Source organism: Brevibacillus sp. FW306-2-1A-C05A (genome assembly GCF_058781555.1).
Genome location: NZ_JBYSWV010000036.1, coordinates 12,830 through 28,046 on the forward strand (window position 1 = coordinate 12,830; position 15,217 = coordinate 28,046).

The following is a 15,217-nucleotide window of genomic DNA, read 5'->3' on the forward strand; positions in this document are numbered from 1 at the left end:
GTTCAAGCTCGTCCCTGCCTGCTTGCCAGGGCCTCCCCTGTACGGAAAGCCCCCTTACACAACCGTTTAATTAACGCCGCTTCCGTTTCGCCTGGCTGACTACATTCTTGCGGCTTTTCTTTTTGGAGCGGACAAAATCTTCCCAGAAGCCCTTCTGCTGCTCTCCTTGGGCCTCTTCTCCACCCTGCCCAATCGGCAGGACGTCTTTGTTTCCAGTTGCTGGACCGGAAGCTGGGCCGCGCGAAGCTTTGCTCCCTTCGCCTTTGCGGCGATCCTTGTACTTCTGGCGGATTTCCGCCGGGTGCTTTTTGGCCTTTTGGCGATCTGGCCGCTCGGGACGGCCACCGCGGGAGCGATCCTGCTTGCCGCGAGTCGGCTTGCGACCTGTGCCCCGGCCGTCGATGACGCGCGGCGTGCGCTCGCGGCTGCCGCGGAATCCGGCTGCCTTGGTCATGCCGACGATCTCGAAGTCGATGGTGCGCTCATCCACGTTGACGTTCGCCACGCGGACCTGCACTACATCCCCGATGCGGTACTGCTTGCCCGTCCGCTCGCCTACCAGCGCGTACATTTTTTCGTGGTAATGATAGTAGTCGTCGGTCAGGAAGCTGATATGCACCAGGCCCTCGATCGTGTTGGGCAGCTCCACAAACAGCCCGAACGAGGTCACACTGGAAATGACGCCCTCGAACTCCTCTCCGACGCGTTCCTTCATGAACTCGGCTTTTTTCAGGTCGTCTGTCTCGCGCTCGGCATCTACCGCCAGCCGCTCGCGCTGGGAGGCGTGCTCGGCGATAATCGGCATCTGCTCGGCCCAGTACGCCAGGCGCTTCTCCGACAGGTTGTTGCCCTGCTCGATCCACTCGCGAATGCGGCGGTGGACGATGAGGTCGGGGTAGCGGCGAATCGGCGACGTAAAGTGCGTGTAAAACTCGGTGGACAAGCCGTAGTGACCCAGACTTTCCGCGTCGTAGCGCGCTTGCTTCATGGAACGTAGCATGACCGTGCTGATGATAATCTCTTCCGGCGTGCCTTTTACCTCTTCCAAAAGCTGCTGCAGGGCGCGCGGGTGGACAGAGTTGCCCTTGCCGCGGATCGAGTAGCCGAAGTTGGTGATGAACTCCATGAAGGCCATCAGCTTTTCGGCGTTCGGGTCTTCGTGAATCCGGTACATAAACGGCTGCTTCATCCAGTGGAAATGCTCGGCCACTGTTTCGTTGGCCGCCAGCATAAATTCCTCAATGATCTGCTCCGCGATGGAGCGCGTGCGGAACCCGATGTCTGTCGGGGTGCCCTCATCGTTGACGTAAATTTTCGCTTCGCGGAAATCGAAGTCGATTGCGCCGCGCTGCATCCGTTTGGAACGCAACTTCAACGCCAGCTTCTCCATCTCCTGGAACATCGGGACGAGCTCGCTGTACTTCTCGATCAAGGCTTCGTCCTTGTCTTCCAGGATGCTGCGCACATCGGCATACGTCATGCGTTCGTTCGTGCGAATCACGCTGAGAAAAATATCGTACTTCACGAGTTGCGCGTTTTGGTCCATCTCCATGTCGCAGGAGATCGTCAGTCGGTCTACCTTTGGATTCAGACTGCATATCCCGTTGGACAAACGGTGCGGCAGCATCGGGATGACGCGGTCGACCAGATAGACGCTCGTGCCCCGGCGATACGCTTCGTTATCCAGAGCCGATTTTTCGCGGACGTAATAGCTGACGTCGGCAATATGCACACCGAGCCTGACATTGCCGTTTTCCAGCACTTCGAGCGAAACGGCGTCGTCCAGGTCCTTGGCGTCTGCTCCGTCGATGGTGACCATCATCCGGTCGCGCAGGTCGCGGCGTCCCTTGATCTCCTCTTCCGAAATCTCGTCCGGCGCCGCTTCTGCCTCGGCCAGCACATCCTCCGGAAATGCTTCCGGCAGGTTGAACTTGCGGATAATGGACAAAATGTCCACACCCGGATCGTTTTTATGCCCCAGAATTTCTACGATCTCTCCCTCGGGATTGACCCGTCCTTCCGGGTAGCGGACGATGTTGGCGACGACCTTGTGGCCGTCTACCGCTCCGTTATATGCGTTTTTCGGGATAAAAATATCTTTGCCGATCCGTTTCTCATCCGGAATCACAAACGCGTAGTACGTCTCATCCTTGAACGTCCCCACAACCTGGGTCATGCCCCGTTCGACGACGCGAATAATTCGCCCTTCCAGGCGATTGCCGCCCGCTTCCTTCTCGACACGCACGAGCACGGTGTCGCCGTGAATCGCTCCATTCATGTCGTTGGCGTGGACGTATATATCTTCCATGTCAGGCGTTTCCGGAATAATAAATCCGAAGCCTTTTGGATGGCTTTGCAGACGCCCGCGCACCAGGTTCATTTTTTCCGGCACGCCGTATCGGTTCGCACGCGTGCGAATTACCTCGCCGCTCGCTTCCAGTGCGTTCAGCGTTTTCACCAGCTCCTTGAAGGAAGCCGAGTCCTTGAGCTCAAACGCTTCCTCCAGCTCCTTCACCGTCATAGGGTGATAAGCTTGCTCCCGCATGAACGCGAGTATCTTTTCTTGATCTGTCATTCACAAACCTCCTTTTTTCGCGTGGCTCTACCGCGCTCCTCCATTTATCCATTACTATGTAGTATTCACCGTTCATCTACATCGCAATCGGAATAGCGAAAAAGACAGCAAGTCGCACTCGCTGTCTTTCGGCTATTCGTCTATTACGCTCCTGTTTTCAAGAAATATCCGAGCAAAATCGCAAAAATCATGAAAGCAACCGCAAACACAACGGTCAGTTTCCCTAAAAGTGCGTCAATCCCACGGGCTTTTTGCTTGCCCATCAGTTGCTCTGCACCGCCACCAATCGCTCCCGAAAGGCCGGCACTTTTTCCAGATTGCAGCAACACGACGATAATTAAGCCAATACTTGCGATCACAAGTAAAATTTTCGCAGCCAATGCCATCTTCATTCACCTCAAAACGGATTTCCAAGGCGGTAAAAAACCAATATAAACACTTTATCATACTTGTCAGGTAACAGCAACCCGCTATCCCTTCCATTATATATAAACCAAACTACCATGAAATAATATTTGCCTGTTTTACGCACAATATAAGCGACAATACTAGAAAAGATTGTTTACACAAAATTGGCAAATTGTGTACTTTCTTTGTCTGTTTGGCCGTCGCCTTGCAACTGTCAAGATTTTGCCGTAAAATTGCAGTTGAACCTTTATTATTTGCTTCGGGAGGTCTTTGTCAATGGCTGGGTCCAACAAAAAAGACATGAATCAAAACGACGTAATTGATTCCGCGAAGGCCTTTTTCACTTCGTTTGGTATCTTGTTTCTAGTTTTTCTCATTGCACTCGTAGGATCGATTATTTTCCCACCAAAACATGGAGAAGAAGCGCAAGGTGGCGGTGCACCTACTGCCAACATTGATGCTGAAGCTATTTTCAAGCAAAACTGTGCTTCCTGTCATGGACAAAATCTGGAGGGGATCGCTGGTCCGAACCTGACTAAAGTCGGGGCAACTCTCAGCGCTGAAGACATCGCCAAAATTATCAAAGAAGGTAAAGGCGGCATGCCTCCAGGAATGCTGAAAAAACAACCGGAAATTCAAGCGGTTGCACAATGGCTGTCGGAGCATAAATAAGTACATAGATAGCCTGTATTGGAGAAACACCGGAGACTCGTCCTCTTCGGTGTTTTCCCGTTGATGGGAGGATTTTTGCATGAGTACCGTCATGGAGATTGAAGCTTTGGGCAAAAAAGTCCTCTCGCCCTCCGGCCACTGGCTTTTCCACGACCTGAACGCGATCATCCCGGAACCTGCCATTATCGGAATCCTTGGAAAATCGGGGCAGGGAAAAAGCACGCTGCTGCGCATTCTCGGTCGTCTTTTGCCGCCAGACAGCGGTACGGTCCGGCTCGCGCAAAAAGAAATGACCCAGTGGGATAGCGGCGCCTGGCGCATGAAAGTGAGCTACGTCGCTCAGCAGGCGATCATGCTGCCGGGCACAGTGGAAGACAATTTGCGTACCGTAAGTGTGCTGCATCAGCGCTCATTCGATGAAAAGCTCGCTCGCGCCCTGTGCGAGCAGCTTCATTTGGAGCAGGTCGACTGGTCAAAGCCGGCCGACCAGCTTTCTGGCGGAGAAAAGCAACGGCTTGCCCTTATCCGCACCTTGCTACTGCAGCCGGACGTCCTTTTGCTGGACGAAGTGACGGCCTCGCTCGATACGGCCAGCAAACAGGCCACGGAGCAGTTGCTCGTCGATTTGCATGAGCAGTCAGGCACGACCATTCTCTGGGTCACGCATGATCTGGAGGAGGCCCGCAGCCGTTGTCAGCGCATCTGGTTTCTGGCGGAGCACCAACTACAGGCTGACCTGCCCAGCCACTCCTTTTTCCACGCGCCGCCCACGATACAAGCCCGCGACTTTTTGCAAAGCGCGCATGCGCACACAGCGAGAGAGGTGCACTCATGACCTATACATCCATCTGGATCGCCTTTGCCTTCGTATTGATCGCCCTCCTCCTCTCTCTATGGCAAAGGCTTGGGCTGGAAAAAGAAATCGCCATCGGCACGGTCCGTTCCACCTTGCAGTTGCTGGTCATCGGCTACGTGCTGCAGTTTGTTTTCCACGCGGACAGCCTGCTGTTCATCCTCTTGATTATCGCCATGATGATTGCGGTCGCCTCCTGGAACGCCGCCAGCAAAGGGAAAAAGCTGCGCGGCATTTTTTGGCGGATCGCGATTTCGCTTTCGATCACGGAGCTGGTCACCATGGGACTACTGGTAACACTCGGACTGGTCACGCCTACACCCCAGTACCTCATTCCCATGAGCGGCATGATTATCGGTAGCTCCATGATCGTTTGCAGCTTGTTCCTCTCCCATATGAACCGTGAAGTGGAAACTTCCCGTGGCGAGATCGAGACGCTGCTCTGCCTGGGTGCGACTCCCCGCCAGGCCGTTCAAGCGGTATTGAAGCGCGCCGTCAAAGCGAGCATGATCCCTACGTTTGACACGATGAAAACAATCGGGCTCGTTCAGCTTCCCGGAATGATGACCGGCATGATTATCGCTGGCGCAAGCCCGGTCGAAGCCGTCCGCTACCAAATTCTCATCATGCTCAGCTTCAGCTCCTCTGCCGCTGTCTCTGCTGTCCTCATCAGCATGCTGAGCTATCGGCTCTGGTTTACCCGCGACGCCATGCTTCACCACTAACTAAAAAAACGAATTTCCAGAAACTGTCGGTCATAATTCCGGCAGTTTTTTTCGTCTTTTGTAATGAAAGCGCACCTTGGTCGTCAAATTACAAGTAGAAAGCAAAAAGGTGGTTCAGCTATGGACAAAAACAACATCATTGAGCAATGGTTTCTGCGCTATAGCGACGACATCTACAAGTTTCTCGTCTACTATACCGGAAACAAAGACGTGGAAGATCTCGTCCAGGATGTATTCCTCAAGGCGCTGCGGTCACTGGAAACGTTTGAAGGCAGATCGCAACCGAAGACATGGCTGCTCACCATCGCCAGGCATACGGCAATCGACTTCGCCAGAAAACAACGATTTCGCAACTGGCTGCCGGACAAATGGCTCGCCAAAGTTCAATCCGAAGAAAGGACGCCAGAGGAGATTTTGCATTTGCACGACGAACAGCAAGCGCTGTACCATGCGCTGCGGCAAATGAAGCCCACCTATCGCGAGGTACTGATCCTTCGCGGGATCAAGGGACTATCCTCCAAGGAAACCGCTGAAATATTGGATTGGTCGGAAAGCAAGGTCAACGTCACCATGCATCGGGCCATGAAGGCGGTAAAAGAGCAGCTTTTGCAGGAAAGAAAGGGGATGGTAGGCGATGCGATTTAAAACAGATGAACAACTTTTAGAAGAAATGAAAGGACTGCCTGACATGAAAATGACCGAAGGAAAAAAACAAGCGATTTTGTCTACGATTCGTTCCACCGACGCGCATTCGCGCACTCAATCCGAACCGGTTGTGTCTGCCCGCCGCTTTTCCGGGCTGGGAAAAGGCTTGGCGATCTGCTCCGTGCTTGCCGCGACGATCTGGATGGGAGCAACCCTCATCAGCAACAATCAGCAGAGCGCACTGCCAGATCCGACCAACCAGACGCCCGGCTCGACATCTGCTTCGCCAGGGCCTGAAGCCGGCAAAGGAAATGCCGTAAACCCTGCACCTGTCACGCCACAATCCGAGCAGTTGCTGCCGCTGATCCGCACGGAAGCGGAAAAAGGCAAAGGGTTTACCGCACCGTACACCGTGGAAAACACCGTCTTCGACCAAGTCGAAAAAGACTGGGGCAAGCCAGACTATACCGATCAAGCCAACGGACTCACCTACTCCACCTATACGAAGCGCGGCGTCGTGTTCGGCTACAACAAAGGCATGCAGCTTGTCGACATCCGCACGACCGATCCCCGCTTGCATCAAATCCATTTGTCCGAAGTGGAAAAAGCGTGGGGCAAACCAAACCGCGTCAGCGAATTTGGCAATCAGACCATTTACACCTACGACGTGACGAGCAAATACCAGGTGAAGTTCATCTTCCAGGGCTTGAAGAGCGCAGGTGACACGAACCTCGTTCTCGTGAGATACAACGTCTACTACCCGCAAGGCAACAAAAACCTGATGCTGTACGGAAGCAACATCGACATGCTGCAAGACTTGCGCGAGCTGGCCAAAAACGGGCAGACGCTCGGCAGCGAGTATCGGGTAGAAAAAGACGTCTTTGACGAAATCGAAAAACAAATCGGCAAGCCTGATGTCGTCTCCTACGTCAACGGACTCACATACAATACGTACCAGAATCGCGGACTGGTCTTCGCCTTTAACAAAGGCATGCAAGTCGTCGATATTCGTTCCTACGACCCTCGCCTGCAAGCGATCACGCAAGCAGAGGTTTTGCAAGCATTGGGCAAGCCAAACAGCACCGCGACCGCAGCCGGGCAAACCATTTACACGTACAAGGTCACGCCGGACTACGAGTTGAAAATCGTCTTTTCCGGAACTGCGGGCAAACCGGAGAGCCTCTACATCGATCACGTGAACATTTACTACCCGCGCGGCACCGTCAACAACATGGCAGCGTAACCTCACAGACCGCAGCAGCGCATGCAAACAGGCAAAAAGACAGGAGCAACTCGCCCCTGTCTTTTTTGTCTCTGCGCTTATTTGCCGATGATGTAGCCTTCCAGCTCATCCAGCACTTTGTTTGCCGCGATGACACCGCCGGAAGTGTTCCAGATCGTGTCATCCACTTTGAACGCTTTGCCTGCTTTTACTACGTTCAGGTTTTTCCACAATGGATCGTTCGTCCATTCTTGCTCGATCTTGGACGCTTCGCCTTTTCCTGTCTCATACGTGAAGTAGAACATGATGTCGCCGTCCATCTCTGGAATGCGCTCTTTGGTTACTTCTGCTGCAAACTCTTCTTTGTCTTGGGAAGCTGGACGAGCCAGACCCAGGTCTTTGAAGATCGCGCCAGTGAAGGTGTCTTTATAGTAGATGCGAACTTTACCAGGCATGAAACGCACGACGGATACTTGCGTTTTCAGCTTGTCGCCCGCTTTTTCCTTGAACTCGGCTACACGTTTTTCCCAGTCAGCGATGATTTTTTCGCCTTCCGCCTTTTTGTTTACCGCTTCTGCATACAGGCTGAAGTTTGCTTTCCAGTCGCCGCGCGGCTCTTCTACGAAGACGGTTGGAGCGATAGCGGACAGTTGTTGGTAAATTTTTTCGTGACGGAATTTCATCCCGAGAATCAGGTCTGGCTTAAGAGCAGCGATTGCTTCCAGGTTTGGCTGACCTTCTGTCCCAACCAGCTTGGTGCCTTCCAGGAAGGACTTGGTGAAATCGTAGAATTGAGTCGGATCATGAGCGGCACCAACAGCACCTACTGGCTTCACGCCAAGTGCCATCAAGGTTTCTGTCCCTTGGTTGGTCAGCATGACTACGCGCTGTGGTGTACCTTTAATGATGGTTTCGCCCATCGCGTGTTTGACTGTATAAGATTGCTCGGAACCTGCGGAATTGCCTGTAGCTTGTTCAGCAGGTTGTTGTTCTGCAGGTTTTTGCTCAGTCGCCTGTTGATTGCCGCAACCAGTGACAATCAGCAAAAGCGCCATCAGCACGGCGAAGAACACTTTACCGCCTGCCGTACGGTATGTACGAGAAAACATGGTGCAAGGACCCCCTTACCTATTTGGCTAATTGAGAATGTAAATCAATAACACTGACTATCCTACCTTCATGCGAGGGTGATCGTCAAGTATAAATTGATAATGACTCTCAAAATCATTGACACATAGTCAGGCTGGCTCTACACTTACTATAGGGCAGGGTACGAAATGCCTACAGAACAACATGCATAGATAAGGATGTAGCCCTCATGAATGCTTTACTAGCAAGCCGTTTTCGCAAAATTCTAGGAGTGGCTATCGCCATTCTGCTGCTGGTTTACCTCAGCTATGCCAGTCTTGTGTTTGGCGTGATTGATACGAGCTGGCAAACAGCCATTGACGCCTATACCCATTTTAACGGAACAAACGAACATATTGTCATTAAAGAAGTTCGGGTGCCGCGCGTGCTGAATGCGCTGACGGTCGGCTTTTGTCTCGGCCTTGCAGGTACCCTGCTGCAATCGCTGACGAGAAACCCTGTGGCAGATGTTGAGCTGTTTGGACTGAACGCAGGCGCTTCTCTCTTTGTCGTTTTCGCCGTTACGTTTGTCGGAATCAGCTCGCTTACGGAGTTTACGTGGATTTCCTTTTTCGGAGCTGCCGTAGCCGGGTTCATCGTCTACCTGCTCGGCTCATTCGGCAGAGATGGCCTTACTCCCGTCAAGCTGGTGCTTGCAGGGGCAGCGATTACTGCCTTGGCTGCTTCCATCCGCCACGCGATGATGGTACTCAACGAAAAAGCTGCCGACGAGGTGCTTTTCTGGCTTGCTGGCTCTGTCGGCGGAAGAAAGCTGGAGTATTTGGCTACAGTCTTTCCATATATGATCTTCGCCTGGATCGCCGCTTTCCTGCTGGCCCGCCCCATTCAAACGCTGCTCATGGGCGACGATGTGGCAAAAGGTCTCGGCCAGCGCACTTTGCTCGTCAAGCTCTCAATCGGTGTCGTGATCGTCCTGCTCTCCGGCTGCGCAGTAGCTGTCGCTGGCCCGATCGGCTTCGTCGGACTGGTCACGCCGCATCTGGCCCGTTATCTTGTCGGAATCGAAACGCATTGGGTGCTGTTGTACAGCGGACTGCTCGGTTCGATCCTTTTGCTTTTGGCCGATATCGGCGCACGCTTTATCGCCATGCCTGCCGAAGTGCCAATTGGCGTCATGACCGCCCTGATCGGTGTTCCGTTCTTCATCTATGTCGCACGAAAGGGGCTGGATAAATAATGAAGCCATACCTGCCTCTGCGCTTTGGCAAACGGTTTTCTTTTCAGCTACATAAAAAAACGCTGCTGTATACAACCATCGCGCTGCTGCTTGCCCTGGCTGTGGCAGTCGTCAGTCTCGGAATGGGCGAGATGAAAATTGCGCCGCTGGATGTCGTCAAAGTCCTGCTCGGAATCGGTTCGGAAGAAAATGCGTTGGTTGTCCAGCAATTCCGGCTTCCGCGCATCCTGATTGCCGTCCTGGTGGGAGCAGCTTTGGCAGCGGCGGGCGCGATCATGCAAGGGATTATTCGCAACCCGCTCGCTTCGCCTGACGTGCTTGGCGTAGCCGGAGGCGCTTCGGTTGCCGCCGTAGGCTTTTTGCTTCTCTTTGAAACAGCGAGCATCAAATGGCTGCCTCCTACTGCCTTTTTGGGAGCAATGCTGACGACGTTTCTGCTGTACGCCCTGTCGTGGAAAAAAGGCGTCACGCCGCTGCGTCTCGTCATGATCGGTGTCGGAATCAAGATCGCTGCGGGTGCGCTTGTCACCATTTTGATTATGTTCAGCCCGTTTTTGCTGCAAAACAAAGCCTTGCTCTGGTTGACGGGAAGCATCTACGGCGTCGACTGGAACGATGTGTTCATGATCTTGCCGTGGGTCGTCATCCTGATTGCAGTCGCTGCCGTTCTCGCCCGCAGAGTCAACATCCAGCAGCTCGGCGACGATGTCGCGACGAGCCTGGGCAGCGCGCTGCAATGGGATCGTTTCCTTCTGCTCATGATCTGCGCCGCGTTGACCGGAACAGCCGTGTCCGTCGGAGGAGACATCAGCTTCGTCGCTTTGCTCGCGCCGCACATCGCCAAACAGCTAATCGGCCCGTCCTTTGGCGGTGCGCTCCCGCTGTCGGCGTTTCTCGGCGCCATCATCGTGCTCGCTGCCGATTTGATCGCGCGCACGGCCTTTTCCCCGATCGAGGTGCCTGTCGGGGTCTTCACCTCTGCGATCGGTGCTCCGTTTTTCATCTATTTGCTGTACAAAAACCGAAATCGCTAGCGAAAGGAGTTCTGCCCTCATGCAAGCTTTGGAAACCCGCAACCTCACCTTGTCCTACGGGGAACGCAACATCATCGAAGCACTCAACCTGAATATCCCGCGTGGAAAAATCACGGTTTTCATCGGCAGCAACGGCAGCGGCAAATCGACACTGCTGCGCTCGCTGGCTCGCCTGCTGAAGCCGAAGGAAGGAGCCATTTTGCTAGAGGGTGAATCAATCGCCAAGCGGTCTACGAAGGAAGTAGCAAAACGTCTGGCTATCCTCCCGCAAGGCCCAACCGCCCCGGAAGGCTTGACGATTCAGCAACTGGTCAAGCAGGGACGCTACCCTTATCAAAACTGGCTTCAGCAATGGTCAGAGGAAGACGAGCAAATGGTCGCAAAAGCACTGGCCGCTACCCAGCTTACCGAGCTGGCCAACCGCTCTGTCGACAGCCTCTCCGGAGGTCAGCGCCAGCGGGCCTGGATCGCCATGACACTGGCGCAAGGGACCGAAACGATTCTGCTCGACGAACCGACGACGTATCTGGACATGTCGCACCAGATTGAAATATTGGACCTGTTGTATGAGCTGAATGAAATGGAACAACGCACCATCGTCATGGTCCTCCACGACTTGAATCTCGCTTGCCGCTACGCGCACCATATCGTCGCCGTGCACAACCAGACAGTCGTGGCCGAGGGCGCGCCGGAAGAAATCCTGACGACCGACCTCGTGCGCACCGTGTTTGATATGGACTGCCAGATCACCCTGGACCCGCTGTACGGCACGCCGATGTGCATTCCTTACAGCAAGTGCCGGATTGGCTCTGGCAGCGTGAAGACAAAAGAAAAAGCAGTCGCGATGTCGTAAAACGGCAGCCGCTCCACAAGGACGGAACCTCTCGCACAGGTTCCGTCCTTTTTTATGCCAAAAGCAAAACAGAGCCGCAAATGCCTGTTGCCCGCATCACCTTGCATAAGGAAGCCAGCATAGGATCTTTCTGCACATGAAAAAAGCGGCCCTACGCATCACCTGCGCAGGTACCGCTTCTTTTGGCTGGCCGATGGCCTTATTTTTTCAGGTTGTAGAATGCAGCGCGTCCGCCAAAACGGGAAGTGTCAGCCAGTTCGTCCTCGATGCGCAGCAATTGGTTGTACTTCGCTACGCGGTCGGTACGGGAAGGCGCACCTGTCTTGATTTGTCCCGCATTGGTAGCTACCGCGATATCGGAGATGGTGGAGTCTTCGGTTTCGCCGGAGCGGTGGGAAATAACCGCTGTGTAGCCTGCGCGCTTCGCCATTTCGATCGCTTCAAACGTCTCTGTCAGGGTACCGATCTGGTTTACTTTTACCAGGATGGAGTTGCCTGTGGAAGACTCGATACCGCGCGCCAGACGCTCGGTGTTGGTCACGAACAGGTCGTCGCCCACGAGCTGTACTTTGCTGCCCAGCTTGTCAGTCAGCGCTTTCCAGCCATCCCAGTCGTCTTCGGACAAGCCGTCTTCGATGGAGATGATCGGGTATTTGCTTACCAGGTCTTCGTAGAACGCGATCATTTCTTCGGTTGTTTTCACAACGCCTTCACCTTCGAAGTGGTATTTGCCGTCTTTGAACATTTCGGTCGCTGCTACGTCCAGCGCGAGGAACACGTCTTTGCCCGGCTCGTAGCCAGCAGCCTTGATCGCATCCAGAATGGTCGTGATCGCTTCTTCGTTGGACTTCAGGTTTGGAGCGAAGCCGCCCTCATCGCCTACTGCTGTGCTCAGACCTTTGTCATGCAGCACTTTTTTCAGGGAGTGGAAAATTTCCGCGCCCATGCGCAGCGCTTCCTTGAAAGACTCTGCGCCTACTGGCATAACCATAAATTCCTGGATGTCTACTGTGTTGTCTGCGTGCTTGCCGCCGTTTAAGATGTTCATCATCGGAACTGGCAATGTTCTTGCGTTGAAGCCGCCCAAGTAGTTGTAGAGAGGCACTCCGAGGGAGTCAGCAGCAGCGCGTGCTACCGCCATGGAGACGCCGAGGATCGCGTTTGCGCCCAGCTTGCCTTTGTTGTGCGTGCCGTCGAGCTGGATCATCGCCATGTCGATGCCTACCTGATCCAGAGCATCCATGCCGATCAGCTCAGGAGCAATGATTTCGTTGACGTTTTCTACGGCTTTCAGTACGCCTTTGCCCAGGTAGCGGGCTTTGTCGCCATCGCGAAGCTCAACCGCTTCATAGGCACCTGTGGACGCTCCGGATGGAACTGCTGCGCGGCCCATCGAGCCGTCTTCGAGATATACTTCCACTTCCACGGTTGGATTACCGCGGGAGTCCATAATTTCGCGTGCATAAATGTCAGTAATCATTGCCATTTCTCGATCCATCTCCTTTTAGTATGCGAGGTGCCCCGCAAGTATTTGTATGGCATCTAGTCACCTATCAGTGTGTCCTAGAGCGGGCTATTTTGCAAGTAACGATTTGCCTGTCATTTCCACTGGCTGCTCGGCTCCCAGCAGGTCGAGCAAGGTCGGAGCCAGATCGGCCAAAATACCGTCTTCTCGCAGCTTCTCTCCTGCTTTGGTCACAATCACAGGCACGGGATACGTGCTGTGCGAGGTGATCGGACGCCCTTCCTCATCCAGCATCAGATCGGCGTTGCCGTGGTCGGCTGTAATGACAGCCACGCCTCCTTTGGCGAGAATCGCGTCAACTACGCGGCCCAGGCATGCGTCAACGGTTTCGACGGCCTTGATCGTCGGCTCCATTTTCCCGGAGTGGCCGACCATGTCGCAGTTGGCGAAGTTGAGAATGATCGCGTCGAAGTTCTCCGCTTCAATCTCTGCGACAACCGCATCTGTCAGCTCGGGAGCGCTCATTTCCGGCTGAAGGTCGTAGGTTGCCACTTTTGGCGAAGGAATCAGGATGCGGGTCTCGCCTGGGAACTCCTGCTCGCGCCCGCCGCTAAAGAAGAAAGTCACGTGCGGATATTTCTCCGTCTCGGCGATGCGCAGTTGCTTCAATCCGTGCTGCGAAAGCACTTCTCCCAATGTGTTGTCCAGGTTGGAAGGCTTGTAGGCCACATACCCGTTCACCGTCTCGGAAAAATGGGTCAGGCAGACAAAGTGCAGATCGCGCGGGCGTCCCTCGCCGCGATCAAAGCCGCGGAAGTCCTCGTTCGTAAATGCTTGCGAAATTTGGATCGCCCGGTCAGGACGGAAGTTGTAAAAGATGATCGAGTCGCCGCTTTCGATCTTCGCCACCGGCTTGTCGTCGTCGCCGACAATCACTGTCGGCATGACAAATTCGTCCATGATCGACTTTTCGTAGGACTCTTTGACCGCCTGGATCGGATCGCGGTAAGCGGGAGCATCCGCATACACCATGGCGCGATACGCTTTTTCGATGCGCTCCCAGCGTTTGTCCCGGTCCATCGCGTAGTAGCGGCCCTGCACCGTTGCGATTTTGCCTACGCCGATTTCCGCAATCTTCGCTTGCAGTTGCTCAATGTAGCCAACGGCGCTGTCCGGCGATACGTCGCGGCCGTCGAGAAAGCCGTGAATGTAGACGCGGTCAAAATCTTGCCGCTTGGCCAGCTCCAAAATCGCGTACAAATGCTCGATATGGCTGTGCACGCCGCCGTCGGACAATAGCCCGAACAGGTGGAGCTGCTTGTTGTTTTGCTTCGCGTGCTCGAAGGCAGCTACCAATGTTTCGTTTTCAAAAAAGGCGCCTTCGCGAATCGACTTGGTGATGCGGGTCAAATCTTGATAGACGACACGGCCTGCACCGATGTTCAGATGTCCTACCTCGGAGTTCCCCATTTGCCCTTCCGGCAATCCGACAGCCAGTCCACTCGCTTCCAGCGTCGCATGGGGGTATTCGTTCCAGAAACGGTCAAAGTTCGGTTTGTTCGCTTGCGCTACCGCGTTGCCGTACGTTTCGCTGCGCAAGGCAAAGCCATCCAGAATCAACAGCGCTACCGGCTTTGGTCTTTGTGCCATCTGTTTCTCCTCCTCCTATCGCTTGGCCGCACCTGCCACAAGCTGCAAGTAGCTGTCCGCTGCCAGGCTCGCTCCGCCGACCAGCGCACCGTCGATATCCGGCTGCGCCATGTAGCTGGCGATGTTTTCCGGCTTGACGCTGCCGCCGTACTGAATACGCACGGCTTCCGCTGTCGCCTGGCCGAAGCGCTCCGCGACCACGCTGCGGATCAACGAAATCGTCTCGTTGGCATCCTCGGCAGTCGAGGACTTGCCTGTGCCAATCGCCCAGATCGGTTCGTAGGCGATGATGCTTTTTCCCACCTGCTCGGCTGTCAGGCCCGCAAACGCCCCTTCCGTCTGCGTGCGCACAACTTGAGCAGTTTCGCCTGCTTCCCGCTGCTCCAGGCTTTCGCCGACACACACGATCGGCACCAGACCTGCTGCAAGCGCAGCTACGACTTTTTGATTCACGCTCTCATCTGTTTCATTGAAGTATTGGCGACGCTCGGAATGGCCGAGAATCACGTACTCCACGCCGATTTCCTTCAGCATCGCCGCGCTGATTTCCCCGGTGTATGCACCCTGCTCGGCAAAATGCATGTTTTGCGCGCCAACGGCAATATCTGTGCCGGCAAACGCCTCTTTCAAGGCAGCCAAAGCTGTAAATGGCGCGCAAATGACTTTTTGTACCCCGGAAGTGCTGTTGCCAGCCTTGGCTTCTTCCGCAAACGCCTTCGCCTCGGCAATCGTCTTGAACATCTTCCAGTTCCCCGCGATAATTGGTGTCCGCATGCAAACTCCCCCCGC

Annotated in this window: 14 protein-coding genes; 8 read left to right on the forward strand and 6 right to left on the reverse strand. The window is 54.4% G+C overall.

Annotation, left to right across the window (positions count from 1 at the left end):
- Positions 1-70: 70 nt before the first annotated feature.
- Together rnr and secG are read right to left on the reverse strand one after the other, a co-directional pair.
- Positions 71-2,575, reverse strand: coding sequence for a ribonuclease R (rnr, locus tag AC3WJN_RS18945; protein ID WP_007782231.1), 2,505 nt, complete (start codon positions 2,573-2,575; stop codon positions 71-73).
- A gap of 143 nt (positions 2,576-2,718) precedes the next feature.
- The gene (gene secG, locus AC3WJN_RS18950; protein ID WP_003843341.1) at positions 2,719-2,961 is read right to left on the reverse strand and encodes a preprotein translocase subunit SecG; all 243 of its coding nucleotides are present in this window, start codon (positions 2,959-2,961) and stop codon (positions 2,719-2,721) included.
- A gap of 298 nt (positions 2,962-3,259) precedes the next feature.
- Here secG and AC3WJN_RS18955 point away from each other — a divergent pair, with 298 nt between their 5' ends.
- The 5 genes from AC3WJN_RS18955 to AC3WJN_RS18975 all read left to right on the forward strand — a co-directional run bounded on the left by AC3WJN_RS18955 (position 3,260) and on the right by AC3WJN_RS18975 (position 7,121).
- A complete protein-coding gene (locus AC3WJN_RS18955; RefSeq protein WP_005826958.1) occupies positions 3,260-3,655 on the forward strand; it encodes a YqzM family protein in 396 nt (131 codons plus the stop codon).
- 79 nt (positions 3,656-3,734) lie between these two features.
- Complete coding sequence (locus tag AC3WJN_RS18960) at positions 3,735-4,490, forward strand: ABC transporter ATP-binding protein (RefSeq protein WP_007782223.1); 756 nt, start codon at positions 3,735-3,737, stop codon at positions 4,488-4,490.
- Positions 4,487-5,233, forward strand: coding sequence for an ABC transporter permease (locus tag AC3WJN_RS18965; RefSeq protein WP_005826954.1), 747 nt, complete (start codon positions 4,487-4,489; stop codon positions 5,231-5,233). Before AC3WJN_RS18960 ends, AC3WJN_RS18965 begins: the two co-directional genes overlap by 4 nt.
- Before the next feature lie 120 nt (positions 5,234-5,353).
- Positions 5,354-5,878 carry an RNA polymerase sigma factor gene (locus tag AC3WJN_RS18970; RefSeq protein WP_007782221.1) on the forward strand — a complete coding sequence of 175 codons (525 nt, stop codon included), beginning with the start codon at positions 5,354-5,356 and terminating at the stop codon, positions 5,876-5,878.
- On the forward strand, positions 5,868-7,121 hold the full coding sequence (locus AC3WJN_RS18975) for a YjgB family protein (protein ID WP_035317155.1): 1,254 nt from the start codon (positions 5,868-5,870) through the stop codon (positions 7,119-7,121). Before AC3WJN_RS18970 ends, AC3WJN_RS18975 begins: the two co-directional genes overlap by 11 nt.
- Before the next feature lie 77 nt (positions 7,122-7,198).
- Here the strand turns inward: AC3WJN_RS18975 and AC3WJN_RS18980 are convergent, their stop codons facing one another.
- Positions 7,199-8,209, reverse strand: a complete 1,011-nt coding sequence (locus AC3WJN_RS18980; RefSeq protein WP_007782215.1) for an ABC transporter substrate-binding protein — start codon at positions 8,207-8,209, stop codon at positions 7,199-7,201.
- Positions 8,210-8,418: 209 nt separating this feature from the next.
- On the opposite strand from AC3WJN_RS18980, the gene AC3WJN_RS18985 reads away from it, so the two are divergent.
- Genes AC3WJN_RS18985 through AC3WJN_RS18995 form a run of 3 tightly spaced genes read left to right on the forward strand, consistent with a single transcriptional unit; the run spans position 8,419 to position 11,313 of the window.
- Positions 8,419-9,426, forward strand: a complete 1,008-nt coding sequence (locus AC3WJN_RS18985; RefSeq protein ID WP_005826946.1) for a FecCD family ABC transporter permease — start codon at positions 8,419-8,421, stop codon at positions 9,424-9,426.
- Positions 9,426-10,460: a FecCD family ABC transporter permease gene (locus AC3WJN_RS18990; RefSeq protein ID WP_005826945.1), complete on the forward strand. Its 1,035-nt coding sequence runs from the start codon at positions 9,426-9,428 to the stop codon at positions 10,458-10,460. Before AC3WJN_RS18985 ends, AC3WJN_RS18990 begins: the two co-directional genes overlap by 1 nt.
- Before the next feature lie 19 nt (positions 10,461-10,479).
- Positions 10,480-11,313 carry an ABC transporter ATP-binding protein gene (locus AC3WJN_RS18995; RefSeq protein ID WP_007782211.1) on the forward strand — a complete coding sequence of 278 codons (834 nt, stop codon included), beginning with the start codon at positions 10,480-10,482 and terminating at the stop codon, positions 11,311-11,313.
- Between the two features lie 199 nt (positions 11,314-11,512).
- Here the strand turns inward: AC3WJN_RS18995 and eno are convergent, their stop codons facing one another.
- The 3 genes from eno to tpiA form a co-directional block, all read right to left on the reverse strand.
- Positions 11,513-12,799, reverse strand: coding sequence for a phosphopyruvate hydratase (eno, locus tag AC3WJN_RS19000; RefSeq protein ID WP_221843252.1), 1,287 nt, complete (start codon positions 12,797-12,799; stop codon positions 11,513-11,515).
- 87 nt (positions 12,800-12,886) lie between these two features.
- Positions 12,887-14,428 (reverse strand): 2,3-bisphosphoglycerate-independent phosphoglycerate mutase, encoded by a 1,542-nt coding sequence (gene gpmI / locus AC3WJN_RS19005; protein WP_238503861.1) that lies wholly within the window; start codon positions 14,426-14,428, stop codon positions 12,887-12,889.
- A 15-nt stretch (positions 14,429-14,443) separates the two neighbouring features.
- Positions 14,444-15,202 carry a triose-phosphate isomerase gene (gene tpiA, locus AC3WJN_RS19010; RefSeq protein WP_005826937.1) on the reverse strand — a complete coding sequence of 253 codons (759 nt, stop codon included), beginning with the start codon at positions 15,200-15,202 and terminating at the stop codon, positions 14,444-14,446.
- Between the last annotated feature and the right edge of the window lie 15 nt (positions 15,203-15,217).